At 59.6% G+C, this 18,443-nt stretch carries 11 protein-coding genes and 2 pseudogenes; 12 read left to right on the top strand and 1 reads right to left on the bottom strand.

Going from position 1 to position 18,443, the window contains the following annotated elements; translation table 11 throughout:
- Positions 1-44: 44 nt before the first annotated feature.
- The 12 genes and pseudogenes from ACTV8E_RS20150 to ACTV8E_RS20095 all read left to right on the top strand — a co-directional run.
- A pseudogene (locus tag ACTV8E_RS20150) lies at positions 45-220 on the top strand (aspartate-semialdehyde dehydrogenase); the annotation flags it as partial.
- Between the two features lie 141 nt (positions 221-361).
- Positions 362-3,001: a FimV/HubP family polar landmark protein gene (locus tag ACTV8E_RS20145; RefSeq protein WP_443200638.1), complete on the top strand. Its 2,640-nt coding sequence runs from the start codon at positions 362-364 to the stop codon at positions 2,999-3,001.
- A 233-nt stretch (positions 3,002-3,234) separates the two neighbouring features.
- Entirely contained in the window at positions 3,235-4,092 is an 858-nt protein-coding gene (truA, locus tag ACTV8E_RS20140; protein ID WP_443200637.1) for a tRNA pseudouridine(38-40) synthase TruA, read from the top strand.
- Between the two features lie 73 nt (positions 4,093-4,165).
- Complete coding sequence (locus ACTV8E_RS20135; RefSeq protein ID WP_443200636.1) at positions 4,166-4,798, top strand: phosphoribosylanthranilate isomerase; 633 nt, start codon at positions 4,166-4,168, stop codon at positions 4,796-4,798.
- Between the two features lie 217 nt (positions 4,799-5,015).
- Entirely contained in the window at positions 5,016-5,900 is an 885-nt protein-coding gene (accD, locus tag ACTV8E_RS20130; protein ID WP_251837823.1) for an acetyl-CoA carboxylase, carboxyltransferase subunit beta, read from the top strand.
- Complete coding sequence (gene folC, locus ACTV8E_RS20125; protein WP_443200635.1) at positions 5,897-7,195, top strand: bifunctional tetrahydrofolate synthase/dihydrofolate synthase; 1,299 nt, start codon at positions 5,897-5,899, stop codon at positions 7,193-7,195. Before accD ends, folC begins: the two co-directional genes overlap by 4 nt.
- A gap of 9 nt (positions 7,196-7,204) precedes the next feature.
- A complete protein-coding gene (locus ACTV8E_RS20120; RefSeq protein ID WP_443200634.1) occupies positions 7,205-7,813 on the top strand; it encodes an SPOR domain-containing protein in 609 nt (202 codons plus the stop codon).
- A gap of 189 nt (positions 7,814-8,002) precedes the next feature.
- Complete coding sequence (locus ACTV8E_RS20115) at positions 8,003-8,536, top strand: CvpA family protein (RefSeq protein WP_443200633.1); 534 nt, start codon at positions 8,003-8,005, stop codon at positions 8,534-8,536.
- Between the two features lie 65 nt (positions 8,537-8,601).
- Positions 8,602-10,107 (top strand): amidophosphoribosyltransferase, encoded by a 1,506-nt coding sequence (gene purF / locus ACTV8E_RS20110; RefSeq protein WP_251837827.1) that lies wholly within the window; start codon positions 8,602-8,604, stop codon positions 10,105-10,107.
- Between the two features lie 53 nt (positions 10,108-10,160).
- Entirely contained in the window at positions 10,161-11,372 is a 1,212-nt protein-coding gene (locus ACTV8E_RS20105; protein ID WP_443200632.1) for an O-succinylhomoserine sulfhydrylase, read from the top strand.
- A gap of 295 nt (positions 11,373-11,667) precedes the next feature.
- Positions 11,668-14,283 (top strand): LuxR C-terminal-related transcriptional regulator, encoded by a 2,616-nt coding sequence (locus ACTV8E_RS20100; RefSeq protein WP_443200631.1) that lies wholly within the window; start codon positions 11,668-11,670, stop codon positions 14,281-14,283.
- Positions 14,284-14,422: 139 nt separating this feature from the next.
- Positions 14,423-17,167: a peroxidase family protein gene (locus ACTV8E_RS20095; protein ID WP_443200630.1), complete on the top strand. Its 2,745-nt coding sequence runs from the start codon at positions 14,423-14,425 to the stop codon at positions 17,165-17,167.
- 313 nt (positions 17,168-17,480) lie between these two features.
- On the opposite strand, the pseudogene ACTV8E_RS20090 reads toward ACTV8E_RS20095, so the two are convergent.
- Positions 17,481-18,443: pseudogene (locus tag ACTV8E_RS20090) on the bottom strand (type II secretion system protein GspD); the annotation flags it as partial.

The following is an 18,443-nucleotide window of genomic DNA, read 5'->3' as shown; positions in this document are numbered from 1 at the left end:
TTGTTTGCAGGCGGTCTGAGGGTGGAATTGCTCGAGACGGGAATTATTCGGCCGTAGTGGGAGATGCTCTAGGTCAAGATGTTGATTATGTTGGCAGGCTTCGCACTGGCGGTATGACCCCGCCACAGTGGATTTGTGGATTGTGTCTGATAACGTGCGAAAAGGCTCGGCCCTCGATGCCGTGCTGTTGGCTCAGTTGTTGATAAAAAACCATCTGTAAAAGATACTTGCCCGAAACTTCGAAGGGTTAATCTAGCTTGACATCGCGCGCGTCAGTGTTTTTTAAAAAATCCGTGCGTTAATGGATTTCTTTTAAATGCCCTCTCGAGAGTCGAGAAGAAGAGAGAACAAGGAAAACGCTATGGCTCGGATTCGCAAACTGGTGCTGGCAATTGCAGCTGCTTCGGCTTTGACCTCCGGAGTGGCTCATGCGCTGGGGTTGGGGGAGGTAACCCTGCAATCCGCGCTGAATCAGCCCCTGGTGGCCGAGATCGAGTTACTGGAGGTGCGTGACCTGGCAGCCAGCGAGGTGCTGCCTCGCCTGGCTTCACCTGAGGAGTTCAGCAAGGCCGGGGTCGACCACCCCTTTTTTCTGAACGACCTGACTTTTACCCCGGTCATCATGCCCAATGGCAAAAGTGTCATTCGGGTAAGCTCCAATAAGCCGGTACGCGAACCTTATCTCAACTTTCTGGTTGAGGTGATTTGGCCCAATGGCCGTCTGTTGCGTGAGTACACGGTGCTGCTCGATCCGCCTTTGTATTCACCGCAAACCGCTCAGGCAGTTGCCCCACAGCTTCCGATTGCCGCTTCGGCACCTGCAGCCGCATCCGCTCCCGTGCAACCTGCCGCTGCGGCACCTCGTGTTTCGGCTCCGGCCCCAGCTCCGGTTGCAGTCGCAGCACAGGCTCCGGTTCGGACAACTGAAAGCGGTCAGTACAGAACGACTCGAAACGACACGCTATGGGAGATTGCCCAGAGCGTCGGGGGTGGTTCTGTGCAGCAGACCATGCTGGCCATTCAGGACCTGAACCCTAACGCCTTCATGGGTGACAACATCAATCGCCTGAAAACCGGCCAAGTGTTGCGCCTGCCTGACGAGCAACAGATCAAGGTTCGTTCCCGCGGTGAAGCAATTGCACGCGTGGCTGAACAGAATGCTGCGTGGCAGGCTTGGCGTCAGGCGCGCAGTCTGGCCGCAGGCGAGCGTCAGCTGGATGCCACCAAGCGCAGTGCTGTCAATGCCGTACCTGAGCGGATCGAAAGCGGCGATAGCCTGCGTCTGGTTTCCGGCGAAGAAGGCCAGGCAACAGTTGGCCAAGATGGTGGTGTCTCGGGCGACAGCAAAGCGGTTCTCGACAACTTGGCAGTGGCCAAGGAGAACCTCGACACTTCTCGCCGGGAAGGCGCTGAGCTACAGAGTCGCATGGGCGATCTGCAAAGCCAGATGGAAAAGCTTGAGCGTCTGATTGAACTCAAGGACAGTCAGTTGGCCAAGCTTCAGTCTGATTTGGCTGCGGATGTCGAGCCAGTCATACCCGTCACCGATAGTGGACCGGCCGGGCTCGAAGATGCACCCTTGGAAACTGTGGCTGTCACCCAGGTGGCGACTTCTGAAACGACCCCTGATGTCGTGGAGATCGTAGAGTCCGTCGAGGCCATTGAACCCATCCAGCCGCCGGCAGTGCCTGTTGAGGCGAGCCCTGTTGCCCCGCCGGCCAGCACGCCCGCTGTGGAGTCAAAGCCGCAGGCTCTGCTGGATCGGTTGCTGGCTGATCCGTTGCTGCTTGGAGCCGTGGGTGGGGGCAGCCTTTTGGTCTTGCTGTTGGCGCTCATGGCCTTGTCGCGGCGCAACGCAATAAAAGAGGCTGAATTGCAGGAAGGAATGACGCTCAGTGACCAGGACCAGAGCCTGGATCGCGATCTGGCGTTGCCGAACAGCAGCTTCGATGAGTTGGACGGCATTTCCCCGTCCCAGGATTCCGACTCCAGCAATGAGCTGTTGGGTGAGGTCAACATCTATATAGCGTATGGACGTTTCAATCAGGCGGCCGAGTTGCTGCTCAATGCGCTGGACAGTGAGCCTGAGCGTCGTGATCTGCGTCTGAAGCTGATGGAAGTCTTTGCCGAGCAGGGGGATCGTGGTGGTTTCGTTCAGCAGGAGAACGAACTGCGTGAAATCGGCGGTGCCGATGAAGAGATTCGTCAGCTGAAAGATAAGTACCCGAACATGGCATCGAGTTCATTGGCCGGCGCCGCAGTGGCCGGTGCGCTGGCAGCCGGAACGTATGCCAGTGAGCTGGAGCTGGATGAGTCCAGCAACACCGGTGTATCGGACTTGGGCGACCTTGATTTTGCCGATAGCCTGCAGCTGTCTCCATCGGTGGCTGGCGACGATACGCCTCCGCTGAACTTCGATGAGCTGGATTTCGATCTGCAGCTTGAGGAGGAGACGAGTACAGCGTTGGCTGATCCAGCTGTTCCGGTCTTGGACCTACCAGTAGATGCCCTGAGCAATGACGATGATTTGTTGAGTGGCTGGTCGCTGGATGCCGAAACTCCTGCCCCGCCTACACAGGAGCCGACAGCCTTCACGATGGAAGATGCAGCGTCACTGGACGGTTTGCCGGATGACTTCGACTTGTCTTTGCCTGAAGAGGATCTGCTGGACATAGGGGGCATGGCCGAGCCAGCAGGTGCGGAAGATTTCGAGGCCGAGTTGAATCGCGTGAACGCCGAGCTGGACAACTTGACCGATGACCTGGAAATCCCGGTGATGACAGAGCCTGCATTCGATATCACCGACTTGGGCCCACTGGAAGAGGACGAGTTCGATTTCCTGTCGGGGACCAATGAAACGGCGACTAAGCTGGATCTGGCCCGTGCCTATATCGACATGGGTGATAATGAAGGCGCCCGTGACATCCTTGATGAGGTCTTGGGAGAGGGGGATGAGGCCCAGCAAGGCGAGGCGCGTGAGCTGATCGACAAGCTGAGTTAAGCGCAACACCATAGCAACCAAGCGGCAGCCCCAGGGCTGCCGCTTTCGTTTTTGGATGTGGCCAATTTGGAGGCAAGCGTGGAACGCCCAATCGGTGTGCCAGCCGGGCGGGTCAGGCTGTGGTTTTCCCGTAGAATAAGCACCCATCTGGAAGAATGTACCTGCAATTAGCTTCGCCCCTCTCCGGTGGGCGGATAGAGACGTTTGTTGCAGCGGTAAATGAGCGCACGTGATTGAACATTGAACAACCCGCAGTAGAAGAAACGGCAGCCCCTGGTGTTTTTCGGGTGGCCTTGGGTGTGGAGTACAAGGGTTCCCGCTATCGGGGCTGGCAGCGCCAGCTGCCCGGTGTGCCTTCTGTGCAGGAAGAGCTGGAACGGGCCTTGTCGCGGGTGGCGGCCCAGCCCGTAAACCTGATGTGTGCAGGGCGCACCGATGCCGGCGTGCATGCCAGCGGTCAGGTCGTGCATTTCGATACGCAGGTGGAAAGGCCTTTGATCGCCTGGGTAATGGGCGCCAATGCCAATTTGCCGGGCGATATCAGCGTTACTTGGGCCAAAGTCATGCCGGCGCATTTTCATGCCCGCTTCAAGGCATGCGCGCGGCGGTACCGTTATGTGATCTACAACGATCAGATCCGGCCGGCGCATATGGCCGAAGAGGTCACCTGGAACCACCGACCTCTCAATGTTCAGCGCATGCGTGAAGCTGCACAGCTATTGGTCGGCACTCATGATTTCACCTCATTCCGTGCACTCAAATGCCAGGCCAAATCGCCGATCAAGACGGTGCATCATTTGCAGGTTATCGAGCACGGTCGGATGATCGTCCTGGATGTGAGGGCCAATGCCTTCCTGCACCATATGGTGCGTAATTTCGCCGGTATGCTGATGACAATTGGGGCCGGAGAGCGCTCGGTCGAATGGGTGGGTGAAGCTCTGGAGGCGCGTGACCGTCGGCTCGGTGGAGTCACCGCGCATCCTTATGGTCTGTATCTCGTACAGGTTGAGTATCCAGAGGAGTTCGTCTTGCCGGAGCGTTATCTGGGACCGCATTTTCTGTCCGGATTGCCAGACTGCATGAAGCCTTGAACGGGGCGGTCACGCTTGCAGCCGGCGGCTCTTTTGTTAACATCCTCGATATTTTCAGGCGGGTATTTCTCTTTTGACGATCGTTCGCAGCAAGATTTGCGGTATCACCTGCGTCGCGGATGCCTTACTGGCCGCAGAGGCCGGTGCGGATGCCATCGGGCTGGTGTTCTATGCAAAAAGTCCTCGCGCGGTAAATCCAGAGCAGGCGCGCGCCATTGTCGCGGCCTTGCCACCTTTCGTCACAACCGTGGGATTGTTCGTCAATGCCGGGCGTGAGGAAGTATCGGACGTGCTGCGCTCTGTGCAGCTTGACGTCCTGCAGTTTCACGGTGATGAAACCCCGCAGGAGTGCGAGGGACATGGGCGTCCCTATTTCAAGGCCCTGCGCGTACGTGCCGAAGACGATCTGTTTGCGTTGACGAAGAAGTACGCGAGTGCCCAAGCCGTTCTGCTCGATGCTTATGTTCCGGGCCTGCATGGTGGCACGGGAGAGCGTTTCGACTGGACATTGATTCCCGCCGGGTTGCCCAAACCGTTAATTCTGGCCGGTGGCCTCACACCGCATAATGTGGGTGAGGCAATCGCCCAGGTGCGGCCCTATGCGGTGGACGTCAGTGGCGGCGTCGAGGCCAGCAAAGGCCGTAAGGATGCGGAAAAAGTGCGTGAGTTCATTCGGCAAGTGCGCCTTGTCGACGCCACCATGTGACGACCGGCGGCTGTTTGCCGTCCACTAGCGAGTCGCCTGCGCGCGCGGTGCCGATTGGCTGGCCTGCGTAGAGGCGAAGCCGAATTGAGACGATACGTTATGCGGGCGGTGGAGTTCATCCCCTGCCGCTGTTTCAGCAAAACGTTCGTGATGGGGAATTTGCTCGGGGCCAGCATCTGGCGCATGGCCCTCGAATTAAAATTTGCGGAGAACAAGTATGAGCAACTGGTTGGTAGACAAACTGATTCCTTCAATCATGCGTTCCGAGGTCAAGAAGAGCTCGGTTCCGGAAGGTCTGTGGCACAAGTGTCCCTCCTGCGAATCGGTGCTCTACAAGCCGGAGCTGGAAAATACCCTCGATGTCTGCCCCAAGTGCGACCATCACATGCGGATCAATGCACGCACCCGCCTAGATATTTTCCTGGATGCTGAAGGACGCGAAGAGCTGGGGGTTGAGCTCGAGCCGGTTGACCGCCTGAAGTTTCGCGACAGCAAGAAATACAAGGACCGCCTGGTAGCCGCCCAAAAGTCGACCGGCGAGAAAGATGCCTTGATCGCCATGCGTGGCACCCTGCAGGGCATGCCAGTGGTGGCCGCTGCATTCGAATTCTCGTTCATGGGCGGTTCCATGGGCGCCGTTGTCGGTGAGCGTTTCGTGCGCGCCGTGAACGCTGCGCTTGAACAGCGCTGCCCGCTGGTCTGCTTTTCCGCATCGGGCGGTGCCCGCATGCAGGAAGCGCTGATTTCCCTGATGCAAATGGCGAAAACCTCGGCTGCGCTGGCACGCCTGCGTGAAGAGGGCTTGCCGTTCATTTCCGTGCTTACCGATCCGGTCTATGGCGGTGTATCTGCCAGTCTGGCCATGCTGGGCGATGTGATCGTCGGCGAGCCCAAGGCGCTGATCGGCTTTGCCGGTCCGCGGGTGATCGAGCAGACCGTGCGGGAAAAATTGCCAGAAGGTTTCCAGCGCAGTGAGTTTCTGCTGGATCACGGTGCTATCGACATGATCATCCCGCGCAATGAGCTGCGCCCGCGTCTGGCCCGTCTGCTTGCCCAGTTGATGAACCTGCCGACCCCGGTCGAGACTCCGCAAAGCGCATGAACAACCGCACGCTGCCCGACTGGTTGAATTACCTGGAGCAATTGCACCCCACGGCGATTGATATGGGCCTGGATCGTTCGCGCGCCGTGGCCCGTAACCTCGGGCTCGGCAAGCCGGCGACGCGTGTCATCACGGTGACCGGCACCAACGGCAAGGGCTCTACCTGTGCGCTGCTGGCTGCGCTGTTGCGTGAACAGGGCTTCAAGGTGGGGCTCTACAGTTCGCCGCACCTGCTGCGGTACAACGAGCGGGTGTCGATAAATGGTTCGGATGCGAGCGATGCCGAGCTGTGTGCGGCATTTGCAGCGGTCGAGGCCGCCCGTGGCGAGATTTCCCTGACCTATTTCGAGATGGGCACGCTGGCGGCCTTCTGGTTGTTCGAGCGTGCCGGTCTGGACTTCGTCGTGTTGGAGGTCGGTCTCGGCGGGCGCCTGGATGCGGTTAACCTGGTGGATGCCGATCTTGCTTTGGTTACCAGCATTGCTGTCGATCATGTGGAATGGCTAGGTAGCACTCGTGATTCCGTGGCGGTTGAAAAAGCAGGTATTTTCCGTGCCGGCAAGCCTGCGCTGTGCGGCGATTCTGCTCCGCCAGCGGTACTGCAGCAGCAGGCGGATTCCCTGGGGGCGCCTTTTTTGCAGCGTGGCCTGGACTTCGGCCTGCAGGTTGAGGCGCAGCATTGGCATTGGCAGGGCCGCAACAGTGCTGGTGCGCCGTTGAGTTTGCGTGAGTTGCCGTTGCTCGATCTGCCCATGCAGAACGCCGCGCTTGCGCTGCAGGCTTATGCGCTGCTCGATCTGCCCTGGGAGCCGGTGCGTCTCGCCAAGGCCTTGCGAGAGGCGAAAGTAGTAGGGCGGCTGGACCGCCGCACACTCAACTGGCAGGGTAAATCCCTCACCTTGTTGTTGGATGTGGGGCACAACCCCCACGCTGCGCAGTATCTGGCCGAACGATTGCAAGCCTGGGGCGGTCAGAGAAATGCTGTTTTCGGCCTGCTGTCCGATAAAGACCTGTCCGGTGTCATCGAACCGCTGCTGGACGGTATCGACCACTGGGCCGTAGCACCCTTGCACACACTGCGCAGCCGTCCAGCTGTCGAGCTTGAGGCGGCCTTGCAGGCCCGCGGGGCGAGTGTGACTGCGCATGACTCGATCGTCGCGGCATTGGAGGCACAATGCACAGAGGCGGCGGTCGACGCGGAAATTCTGGTCTTTGGCTCGTTCTTTTGTGTTGCAGAAGCCCTGGAGTGGCTGGCAAGCCAGCGCGACGCAACTACACACCTCAACGAATCCTAGGAGCCTGACATGGCGGTGCTTGAGCGTGGATTGAAGCAGCGGATGGTGGGAGCGCTGGTGCTGGTTGCCCTGGCGGTGATTTTTCTACCGATGCTGTTCTCGCGCGATAACGAGCCGAGACATGTGCGCGTCGAGGCGCCAAGCAGGCCGGCCATGCCTGAGGTGCCTGAATTTGCAGTGGCGCCGGTGACCGTGCCTGAGCCGTTGCCCACTGAGCCGATTCCCGGAAGCGCGCCAGAAACTCCGATCAGTGCCTTGCCTGCCCAGCCGCCAACAGCGGTACAGGAACCCGTGCGAAAACCGCAAGCCACGGGTCTGGGTGAGCCTGCCGCCAAAGCACCGGTGCGTACGCCTGAAGCGCGCCTGGATGCCAACAGCTTACCGGTCAGTTGGTCAGTGCAACTGGCCAGTTTGTCCAACCGTGCGAATGCGGAAAACCTGCAGAAAACCTTGCGCAGCCAAGGATATAACGCCTACATCCGCCAGGCGGGAAAGATGAATCGGGTGTTCGTCGGACCGGTGATTGAGCGTGCGGAAGCGGATCGCTTGCGGGCCTTGTTGAATCGCCAGCAAAAGCTTGACGGTATCGTCGTACGCTTCGAGCCGGAAAAAGGCTGAGCAAGCAGCGTATGCAAGGGCAGCGCCTCCCGAACTCCGCCACGGCGTTGCCCTTTTTGATAGCAGGCCTGGTGAGGCTGGCTGCGTGCATGTCTGTCGTAAAAAACCATTTCTCCCCTTAAGCATCGCTTACTTGAAGGGCCAGTGCTCTGTTAAAATGCACGCCCTTTTTCGCCGCTGGTCTATTCCGTGTCCTTTACTTGGGTCGATTGGTCGATCATTGCTGTTATTGCTGTTTCGGGTTTGATCAGTCTCAAACGTGGTTTCGTCAAGGAAGCGCTTTCGCTGCTCATCTGGATCGTTGCCGGAGTCATCGCCTGGATGTTCGGCGGGGCACTGGCCGAGCATCTGGTCGACTTCATCGAGACGCCTTCAGCGCGTGTCATCGCGGCCTGTGTCATTTTATTCGTGGCGACCTTGCTGGTCGGTGCGCTTATCAATTTTCTTGTCGGTGAGCTGGTTCGTGTGACGGGATTGTCCGGTACCGATCGTTTGCTGGGCATGGTGTTTGGCGCCGCGCGCGGCGGCTTGCTGGTGGTGGTGCTGGTCGGGCTGCTCAGCCTTGCGCCGGTCCAGCAGGATAACTGGTGGCGAGAATCCAGCCTGCTACCGCATTTTCTGATGGTTGCGGATTGGTCCAAGAACCTGATCCTCAACACGGTCGGGCAATGGATGGTAGATGGCGCCACGCCGCGTGATTTCGGCGCGCTTGGCCGGTTGTAACTTATAAGTTGTAGATGCGGAAGCTTGCGCTTTCACCTTTGGTTTTATGAGTGAGGTTGCGTCACATGTGTGGCATCGTCGGAATCGTCGGTAAGTCGAACGTCAATCAGGCGCTGTATGACGCGCTAACCGTCCTTCAGCATCGCGGCCAGGACGCAGCCGGGATCGTGACCAGTCACAAAGGCCACCTGAACATGCGCAAGGAAAACGGCCTGGTGCGCGATGTGTTTCATCAGCGGCACATGCAGCAACTTGTCGGCAAGATCGGTATCGGCCATGTGCGCTATCCCACCGCCGGTAGCTCCAGCTCGGCCGAGGCGCAGCCGTTCTACGTCAACTCGCCCTATGGCATCACCTTGGCACATAACGGCAACCTGACCAACGTCGAGCAGCTGACCCAGGAAATCTACGCCGCGGATCTGCGCCATGTGAACACCAATTCCGATTCGGAAGTGCTGCTCAACGTGTTCGCCCACGAGCTGGCATTGCGTGGCAAGTTGCAGCCCACTGAAGAAGACGTGTTCGCCGCAGTGAGTAAAGTGCACGAGCGCTGCCGTGGCGGTTATGCGGTGGTGGCGATGATCACCGGGTACGGCATTGTCGGTTTTCGCGATCCCCACGGGATTCGTCCCATCGTCTTCGGGCAACGTCATACCGATGAAGGCGTCGAGTACATGATTGCTTCGGAAAGCGTGGCACTGGACGTGCTTGGTTTCAGCCTGATCCGTGATCTGGCGCCGGGCGAGGCGGTGTACATCACCGAGGGTGGCAAACTGACCACCCGCCAGTGTGCCAAGGAACCCCAGCTTTCGCCGTGCATTTTCGAGCAGGTTTACTTAGCGCGTTCCGACTCCATCATGGATGGCGTTCTGGTGTACAAGGCGCGTTTGCGCATGGGCGAGAAGCTGGCGGACAAAATCCTGCGCGAACGTCCCGATCATGACATCGATGTGGTCATCCCGATTCCGGATACCAGTCGGACGTCAGCGCTGGAGCTGGCCAACCGTCTGGGCGTCAAGTTTCGCGAAGGCTTCGTCAAGAACCGCTATATCGGCCGCACCTTCATCATGCCCGGCCAGGCTGCGCGCAAGAAATCCGTACGCCAGAAGCTCAACGCCATCGACCTGGAATTCCGCGGCAAGAACGTAATGCTGGTGGACGATTCCATCGTGCGCGGCACCACCTGCAAGCAGATCATCCAGATGGCCCGCGATGCCGGGGCCAAGAAGGTCTACTTCTGCTCGGCGGCGCCGGCGGTGCGTTATCCGAACGTGTACGGCATCGACATGCCCAGCGCCCATGAGCTGATTGCCCATGATCGCACCACCGAAGAAGTGGCCAATCTGATCGGTGCCGATTGGCTGGTCTATCAGGATCTTGAGGACCTCAAAGACGCGGTGGGTGGCGGCAAGGTCAAGATCGAGCACTTCGACTGTGCGGTTTTCGATGGCCACTATGTGACCGGGGATGTCGACGAGGCCTATCTGCAGCGCATCGAACAGGCGCGCAACGATCTGAGCAAGACCGAGTCGAATTCGGTCAATGAAATCATCGGCCTCCATAACAATTGATCCAAATACCGCGCGGCGGCGCGGCCGTCGCGCCGTAACGCAAGGTGTATGCAATGACTATCGAATGGGATGCAGGGCGTCTGGACAGTGATCTGACCGGCGCAAGCTTCGACACGCTGGCGGTACGAGCAGGACAGCATCGCAGCCCTGAAGGGGAGCACGGCGAAGCGCTGTTTATGACGTCCAGCTACGTGTTCCGCAGTGCCGCCGATGCGGCCGCACGTTTCGGCGGGGAAGTACCGGGCAACGTCTATTCGCGTTATACCAATCCCACGGTTCGCGCTTTCGAAGAGCGTATCGCCGCGCTGGAGGGTGCCGAGCAAGCTGTGGCCGCCGCGTCCGGCATGGGCGCGATCCTGGCTCTGGTGATGAGTCTGTGCAGCTCAGGCGATCATGTGCTGGTGTCGCGTAGCGTGTTCGGCTCGACCATCAGTCTGTTCGACAAGTACTTCAAGCGTTTCGGCATTGAGGTGGATTATCCGCCGCTGGCCGACCTGGATGCCTGGGCAGCAGCCTGCAAGCCCAACACCAAACTGTTCTTCGTCGAGTCACCCTCCAACCCGCTGGCTGAGCTGGTGGACATCGCCGCCCTCGCCGAGCTGGCCCACAGCAAGGGCGCGTTGCTGGCCGTGGACAACTGCTTCTGCACTCCGGCGTTGCAAAAGCCGCTGGCGCTGGGGGCGGATATCGTCATGCATTCGGCGACCAAATACATCGACGGACAGGGCCGTTGCCTGGGAGGCGTGGTCGCTGGCCGCGCCAAGGAGATGCAGGAAGTCGTCGGTTTCCTGCGTACCGCCGGCCCGACCCTCAGCCCATTCAACGCCTGGCTGTTTCTCAAGGGGTTGGAAACCTTGCGGGTGCGCATGCAGGCGCATTGTGCCAGTGCCCTGGCCCTGGCTCAGTGGCTGGAGCAGCAACCGCAAGTGGCGAAGGTTTATTACAGCGGGTTGCCCAGCCATCCGCAGCATGAATTGGCCAAGCGGCAGCAGAGCGGTTTTGGCGCAGTGGTGAGTTTCGAGGTCAAGGGCGACAAGCTCGCGGCGTGGCGGGTCATCGACAATACTCGCATGATCTCCATCACCACCAACCTGGGTGATACTAAGTCCACCATCGCCCATCCGGCGAGCACCTCCCATGGCCGTCTGAGCCCAGAGGCCCGCGCGGCTGCCGGTATCAGCGACAGCCTGATTCGTCTGGCAGTGGGGCTGGAAGACCTGGAAGACATTCGCGCCGACCTGGCCCGAGGACTGGCAGCCGTTTAAGGCAGAACGTCGAACGGGTTACCCAAACGCCACGTTTCGTGTAACGGAACGTGGCGTTTTTGCGTCTTGAATAGCCCATTCAGCCGGAGATAAGCGGAGCGCGGTTACAGGTACGCCTTCGTTTAGTCTCTCCAGCGGCAATCCTTACCTTAAAAGCCGGCTGTTGGATTGGCATTCCACCAGCGGTATCGAGGGGTGGGTAGGCCTCTACTATCCTCTTGGCGCGCAACGGCAATGGCTCCGTCGCGCAAACGCCGCGCGTTACGGCAAAACAACAAGACGTCAGGGTGCGTGCATGGACCGCCACGTTTCGACCTTACATGGGGAAGTGATTCGCGAAGATCTGCTGAACCTATTGGCACAGAGCGAGAACGTGCCGTTGACGTTGCTGCTCGCGCCGCCCGGTTCCGGTAAATCCACCTTGCTGAAACACTGGCAGCAACGGCCAAGCCGCTATGCAAAGATCTATGTTTCAGTCCCTCTTCGTGAAGCCAATCCTGACCGCTTTCTGCATCGTCTGACCGAAGCGCTTGCGACCCGATTCCTTACCTTCGATCAGGCCTGGTCGGAACGACTGGATCAGGGTATGGCCAGTTCTCCGCTGGCCTTGGGGGAAGGGCTCGCCGGCGCGCTAGAGCGACTCGATGAGCAGGTTTGCCTGATTTTCGACGATTTTCAGCACATCACCGTAGCGGATCTCCTGCTGATAATGGCGGCCCTGCTTGAGCACTTGCCGCAGTCAGTCCGGGTGGTGATCGCCAGCAGTCAGCAACCTGACCTTCCACTGAGCCGTCTCCGGCTGGAAAACCGTTTGCTGCATATCGATGAGCAGGCGTTGCGCTTTTCCGTGCAGGAGATCAAGGCATTGAACCTCTTGCTGGGTGCTGGCGTGATCGAGGATGAAGCGGCCTGCACATTACTGAACATCACCGAAGGCTGGGTTACGGGGGTCAAGGTCGCGTTGCAGAGCTGTGCCCGGCAGTCTGGACGGACAGCCGTGCGGTTCAATGGCGACCAGCCACAAATTGCCGAGTACTTCGCTCAGGTGGTTCTCCGGCCCCTTTCGCCGGTCTGCCGCGATTTTCTGATGTGCACGGCGCTTTTTGAACGATTCAACGGCGAAGCCTGCGACCAGATGTTGCAACGTAGTGGTTCAGCGTTGCTGCTTGAGCAGTTGGCGGAGCAGCACGTCTTCATGCTACCCATTGATCAGCACCCGGGCTGGTTTCGTTACCAGAGGTTGTTTCGCGAATTTCTCATTCACCGCCTGGCCATCGAGCAGCCTGAGCGTATCGGGCTACTCAATAGCCGGGCTGCTCGCTATTTCCTGACCCGTGATGATCCCGAACAAGCACTGCGGCATGCCCAAGACAGTGGTGATCACGCGCTGTTTCGCGATGTCCTGGCAATCTGTTGTGCGCGATGGGCATGCACGGGCCACGTTTTGCGGATACTTGAGTGGCTGTCAGCCATGCCCGATGAGGAACTGTTGCAGGACGGTCGTTTGCTGGTGCCCTTGATCGATGCCTTGATCCTATCGAGGCGCTTCCACCAGGCGGGATATTACCTGGACCAAGCGGCGCAGGGAGAGATCGAGCCGGATTGTCTGCACTGCCAGAAACTGACCTTGCAGCTGTTCCAGCTAGATCGGGAGTTCGAGCTTGAGGCTGGCTGGCAGGCGCTCCTGGAGCCACAGGTGGCCATCGAGATTCGGGCGCGGATACTGATCATCAATGCCTACCATCATCTGCTGCGCGCACGGCTGGCCGCGTCTCTCAGGTTCGCCAGCCAGGCCAAGGAACTGCTGGCCCAAAGCGGCTGGTTATTTCTGGAGAGTTATGCCGACCTGATCATTGCGTTGTGTCAGCGCAATGCCGGGCAGGTCAGTCAGGCACGCAAGGTGGTGTGCACGGATTTTCAGCGCACGGACAGCGCGAGTCCGGCCTGGGTCAATCGAGCCACGGCCATGGTGGTTGCGTTGCACGAGCAAAACCAGTTGGGCGCGGCGCAGGAGCTGTGTGAAAAGCTGCTGTCACGGGTCAATGCCTCGTCGGCGACCGAAGCGATCGCTACCGTCTACATCATTCTGTCCCGCTTGCTTCATCGCGGCCATTACCCAGAACGTGCCAGCCGGCTGCTCGACCAGCTATCCGGTATCTTGCAATTGGGCAATTACGCACGCTTTGTTGCGCAGGTTATCCAGGAGCAGTTGCGCCAGGCGTTTCTGAGTGGCCGGGTGCAACTGATGGATGACCTGGCGCGGCGTCATCGACTTGATGGGCTGCTCGCGGAAGGTTACTGGGAAGTGGCACAGGAGTACGACGAGTACTGGGAGCGCTTAGGGCTGGCCACCGTGTATTGGCTACTGGCCAAGGGCGCCCATGGACGGGCCCTGCGGGTGCTCGGAGTGCTGGCCAAATCACTGCGGCAAAGCGAGATGCGTGGCCGGGCGTTGATTGTCGACGCCAATCTGCTGGTGCTCAATGCCCAGCACCTCGACAAGAATGCGCAGCGAGAGGCGCTGCTGCGTCTGGTGGAAGAGTATGGCGTCGCCAATATCACCCGCTCGGTGTTCGATGAAGCGCCAGGGTTCGGCGAAGGGGTCTTCGGCCTGATGCGTTCCGGGATTTTGGACATACCCGAACGCTACCAGCAGTTGTATGCCGAGTTTCTAGCCCCGGACCAGCCAGCACAGCGCTTGTCAGCGCCAGGCTTCGCCAGCCTGCTGACCGACAAGGAAGTGGAAATCTTCGAATGTCTGCTCAAGGGGCTGAGTAATACGCAGATCAGCACCCACACCGGCATCGCTCTGACCACCACCAAGTGGCACCTGAAAAACATTTATTCGAAGCTGAATGTGGCGAATCGTACCGAAGCCATCCTCAGTGTGCGTACACGTCCCATCTCTTGATACCCACGTCCGATCCCGCTAGCCGCTACTTGTTCTTTCCCCCTCCCTGGGTAGGGGGGCGCTCAGGACGTATCTACCTACTCTGCCAAAGCCGATCTGTTTTCGTGCGCACGACAATAAAAAACGGGAGATGGAAACTATGTCTGTTTGGGTAACCTGGCCTGCTTTGACCAAGTTGGGAACGCTAGGAATTTTTGCGGGCCTGATCACGCTTGCTATGGAGCGCGAGGCGCTGTTCGAGAACAACCTTTTCGATGCAGAAAACTACGCACGCCATAACGCCGATATCACCTGCGATCCGCGAAGCGTGATCGCACGTACCGAGGACGGCACCTGTAACATCCTGTCCAACCCGTCTGAAGGTTCCGCGTACATGCGCTTCGGGCGCAACGTGGCGCCCCAATACCAGCATGCCGAAACCGACACGCTGCTGAGCCCCAACCCGCGCGAGGTCAGTAACGTTCTGATGTCGCGCGACGAGTTCAAGCCCGCGCCCAGCCTGAACTTCATTGCCGCCGCCTGGATCCAGTTCATGATCCACGACTGGTTCGACCACGGCCCGAACGCCGATGCCGATCCGATCCAGGTTCCGATGCCAGCCGGCGATCCTAAAGGTTCCGGCACGATGTCGGTACGCCGTACCCAGGCGGACCCGAGTCGCACGCCTGACGAAGCCGCCAAGCCGCAGAGCTTCCGTAACCACAACACCCACTGGTGGGACGGTTCGCAGCTCTATGGCAGCAGCAAGGAAGCCAATGACAAGATCCGTACCTTCGTAGACGGCAAGCTGGCGGTCGATGCCAACAACCGTCTGCCCCGCGAATTCGTCAGCGGCAAGCCGGTAACCGGCTTCAACGAGAACTGGTGGGTCGGCCTGAGCATGCTGCACCAGCTGTTTACTCTCGAACACAACGCCATTGCCGACAAGCTCAAGGCCAAGTACCCGAACGAGAGCGATCAGTGGTTGTACGACAAGGCGCGCCTGGTCAACTCGGCATTGATGGCCAAGATCCACACCGTGGAATGGACCCCGGCGGTGATCGCCAACCCGATCACCGAGCGCGCCATGTACTCCAACTGGTGGGGTCTGCTGGGTCAGGGCGGCCCGCGCACCGACTTCCAGGAGGAAGTTCGCAAGCTGCGTGAGGACCTTGCCAAGTCCGACTCCTTCGTCAAGCGCATCCTGGGCTTTGATCCGAACCTTTCCGGCAACGTCGGTAGCGGTTCCATCGACCACGCCCTGACCGGTATCGTTGGCTCGGCAGCGCCGAACAACTATGGCGTGCCGTTCAGCCTGTCCCAGGAATTCGTCGCGGTCTACCGCATGCACCCGCTGATGCGCGACAACATCCAGGTCTATGACATCGGCTCGAATGTGGCTTCGCGCACCATTCCGCTGCAAAGCGCTATTGATCGTGAGGCCGAGGATCTACTGGCTGCCGAGCGCCCGGAGCGTCTGTGGTACTCCTTCGGTATCACTAATCCCGGTTCGCTCACGCTCAACAACTACCCGGACTTCCTGCGCGATCTGACCCTGCCGCTGATTGGCAATGTCGACATGGCGACCATCGACGTCCTGCGTGACCGCGAGCGTGGCGTGCCGCGCTACAACGAGTTCCGCCGGCAGATTGGCCTGAACCCGATCACCAAGTTCGAGGACCTGACCAAGGATCCGCAAACCCTGGCCAACCTGAAGCGCCTGTACAACAACGACATCGAAAAGATCGATGCACTGGTCGGCCAACTGGCCGAAACCGTGCGTCCGGATGGCTTCGCCTTCGGTGAAACCGCGTTCCAGATCTTCATCTCCAGCGCCTCTCGCCGTCTGATGGCTGACCGCTTCTACACCTCGGATTACCGTCCTGAGGTCTACACCCAGGAAGGTATCGACTGGGTCGAGCACACCACCATGGTGGACGTGCTGAAGCGTCACAACCCGCAGCTTAACAGCAGCCTGGTGGGCATCGAGAACGCCTTCAAACCCTGGGGTCTGAATATCCCAGCGGATTATGAAAGCTGGCCGGCCGCCAACAAGCTGGAAAACTTGTGGGTCAACGGCGCCCTGCGTACCCAATTCAGCCTCGATGAGCTGCCGCCGCTGGCCCCTGTGGATGTGGGTGGTTTGATCGGTTCGATCCTCTGGAAAAAGGTTCAGACCAAGAGCGACGTGGCACCCGTGGGTTACACCAAGCCGATCCATCCCAATGGGGTAATGGCCAAGGCCAAGTTCGTGCCGCTGCCGGATAACGGCTATACCGGCCTGTTCGAAGGCTCTGACCATGGCTTGCTGCGTCTGTCGGTGACTGGCGACCCGGCCACCCGTGGCTTCCAGCCTGGTCTGGCCTGGAAGGCGTTCGTCGATGGCAAACCCTCAGGTAACGTGTCCGCGCTGTATACCCTTTCGGGTCAGGGCAGCAACTACAACTTCTTTGCCAACGAGCTTTCGCAGTTCGTGAGCACCGAAGCCAATGACACCTTGGGCAGCACCATTCTGTTCTCGGCGGTCACGCTGAAACCGACCCTGCTGCGCGTGGACGACATGGCCAAGGTCAAGCAGACCGGTGCCGCCGTGGCCACACCCAAGGCACCGACCCAGTTGTACTTCGTGCCGCGTGCTGAACTGAAAACGCGCTTTGCCACGGGGCCCCATGACTTCCGCCATGACCTGCTGACCCTGAACGAAGGCACCAAGGTCTACGATCTGTATGCCACATCCATGCAGATCAAGACCTCGATCCTGCCTTCGCTCAATACCCGCTATGCCAACGAGCGCCGCAGCAGTGCGCGCAAAATTGGTGAAATCGTGCTGACCTCGCCCTTCATTGCCTCGGCATTCGGGGACCACGGGGTGTTCTTTAAGCATCAGCGTAACGAAGACAAGTAATACGCGTTAGCTAACAAAAAGTCCGGGGCCCGCAAGGGCTCCGGACTTTTTATTACCTGATTATCTGCGGGGCAGGGTGGGCAGATGGGCTGGTTGCTAAGCGCTATTGGACCTTGTCTTAACAGGCGTTCTGCGCTTTGAACTCGCCAGTGAACTGTCTGGGATATCAGTTCGCGCAATGGCCCGGGACCGGCCGCGGGAATGAGGTAGTTTGCTGGATTGGGGAGATCGCCAACGGATTGGTAAGCACCGATTACTACCCTGGCGCCACTCCAATCGGCTGCTGGGTAAGGTGCTTTAACAGGGCCTTGCGCTAGGGCTCGTCTTCAAGGTCGACAGATCGAGCGCCCTGGCCGTCGAACAAATGGTTGAGCCGTTCGGGCAGCAGTCTTGCCGCACGGCTTTCATCGCCGAGGATGCGAATATCGCTGTACTTCCTGCCGGATAACACCGCCAGCCCGGCGGCGTCACGGATCACGCTGGGGCGCAGGAACACCATCAGGTTGCGTTTGATATGTGTGTCGGTGGTTGAGCGGAACAGGCGACCCAGCCAGGGGATGTCGCCGAGCAGCGGCACCTTGGAGACACTCTGGGTGATGTCGTCCTGGATCAGCCCGCCGAGCACCACCACCTGGCCGTCGTCGGCGAGGATGGTGCTCTTGATCGAGCGCTTGTTGGTGATCAGGTCGACCGCGCCGGCGTTCAGGCTGGCGGCGGGGGCGATGGAGGAGATTTCCTGCTCGATTTCCAGGCGCAGGGTGGCGCCCTCGTTGATGTGCGGGGTGACCTTGAGGGTCACGCCGATGTCCTGGCGCTCGATGGTGGTGAACGGGTTGTTGGCGCCGTCGCTGGTGGTGGTGTAGGAGCCGGTCTGGAACGGCACGTTCTGGCCGACGAGGATTTCCGCCAGCTGGTTGTCCAGGGTCAGCAGGCTGGGCGTGGACAGCAGGTTGCTCTTGCTGTTGGACGACAGCGCGGTGATCAGCGCACCGAAACTGTCGCTGCCGAGGCCGATGATGGCGCCATCGGGCAGGCCCGTTTCCGGCACGATGACCTCGTCCTGCAGGTTCTGCAGCACGGTGCCCACCGACAGGCCGGTGCCGCTGAAGTTGATCGCCCCCACGCCGCCGCGACTGCCACGCGCATCGATCGCCCACTGCACGCCGAGGGCGTCGGTGATGTCGCCGGACACCTCGACAATGGCCGCCTCGACCAGCACCTGGGCGCGCGGCACATCGAGCTGGCGGATGATCGACTCGAGCATGCCGATGACGTC

Origin of the sequence: Pseudomonas sp. B392_1p (assembly GCF_052245235.1) — a bacterium.
GTDB lineage: Bacteria > Pseudomonadota > Gammaproteobacteria > Pseudomonadales > Pseudomonadaceae > Serpens > Serpens gallinarum.
This window is presented reverse-complemented; position numbering and strand designations above follow the sequence as displayed.

Excerpts from the sequence above, each read along its gene's own strand:
- ACTV8E_RS20145 (WP_443200638.1), top strand. The coding sequence starts at position 362 with ATGGCTCGGATTCGCAAACTGGTGCTGGCAATTGCAGCTGCTTCGGCT.
- accD (WP_251837823.1), top strand. The coding sequence starts at position 5,016 with ATGAGCAACTGGTTGGTAGACAAACTGATTCCTTCAATCATGCGTTCC.
- folC (WP_443200635.1), top strand. The coding sequence starts at position 5,897 with ATGAACAACCGCACGCTGCCCGACTGGTTGAATTACCTGGAGCAATTG.
- ACTV8E_RS20120 (WP_443200634.1), top strand. The coding sequence starts at position 7,205 with ATGGCGGTGCTTGAGCGTGGATTGAAGCAGCGGATGGTGGGAGCGCTG.
- purF (WP_251837827.1), top strand. The coding sequence starts at position 8,602 with ATGTGTGGCATCGTCGGAATCGTCGGTAAGTCGAACGTCAATCAGGCG.
- ACTV8E_RS20105 (WP_443200632.1), top strand. The coding sequence starts at position 10,161 with ATGACTATCGAATGGGATGCAGGGCGTCTGGACAGTGATCTGACCGGC.
- ACTV8E_RS20100 (WP_443200631.1), top strand. The coding sequence starts at position 11,668 with ATGGACCGCCACGTTTCGACCTTACATGGGGAAGTGATTCGCGAAGAT.
- ACTV8E_RS20095 (WP_443200630.1), top strand. The coding sequence starts at position 14,423 with ATGTCTGTTTGGGTAACCTGGCCTGCTTTGACCAAGTTGGGAACGCTA.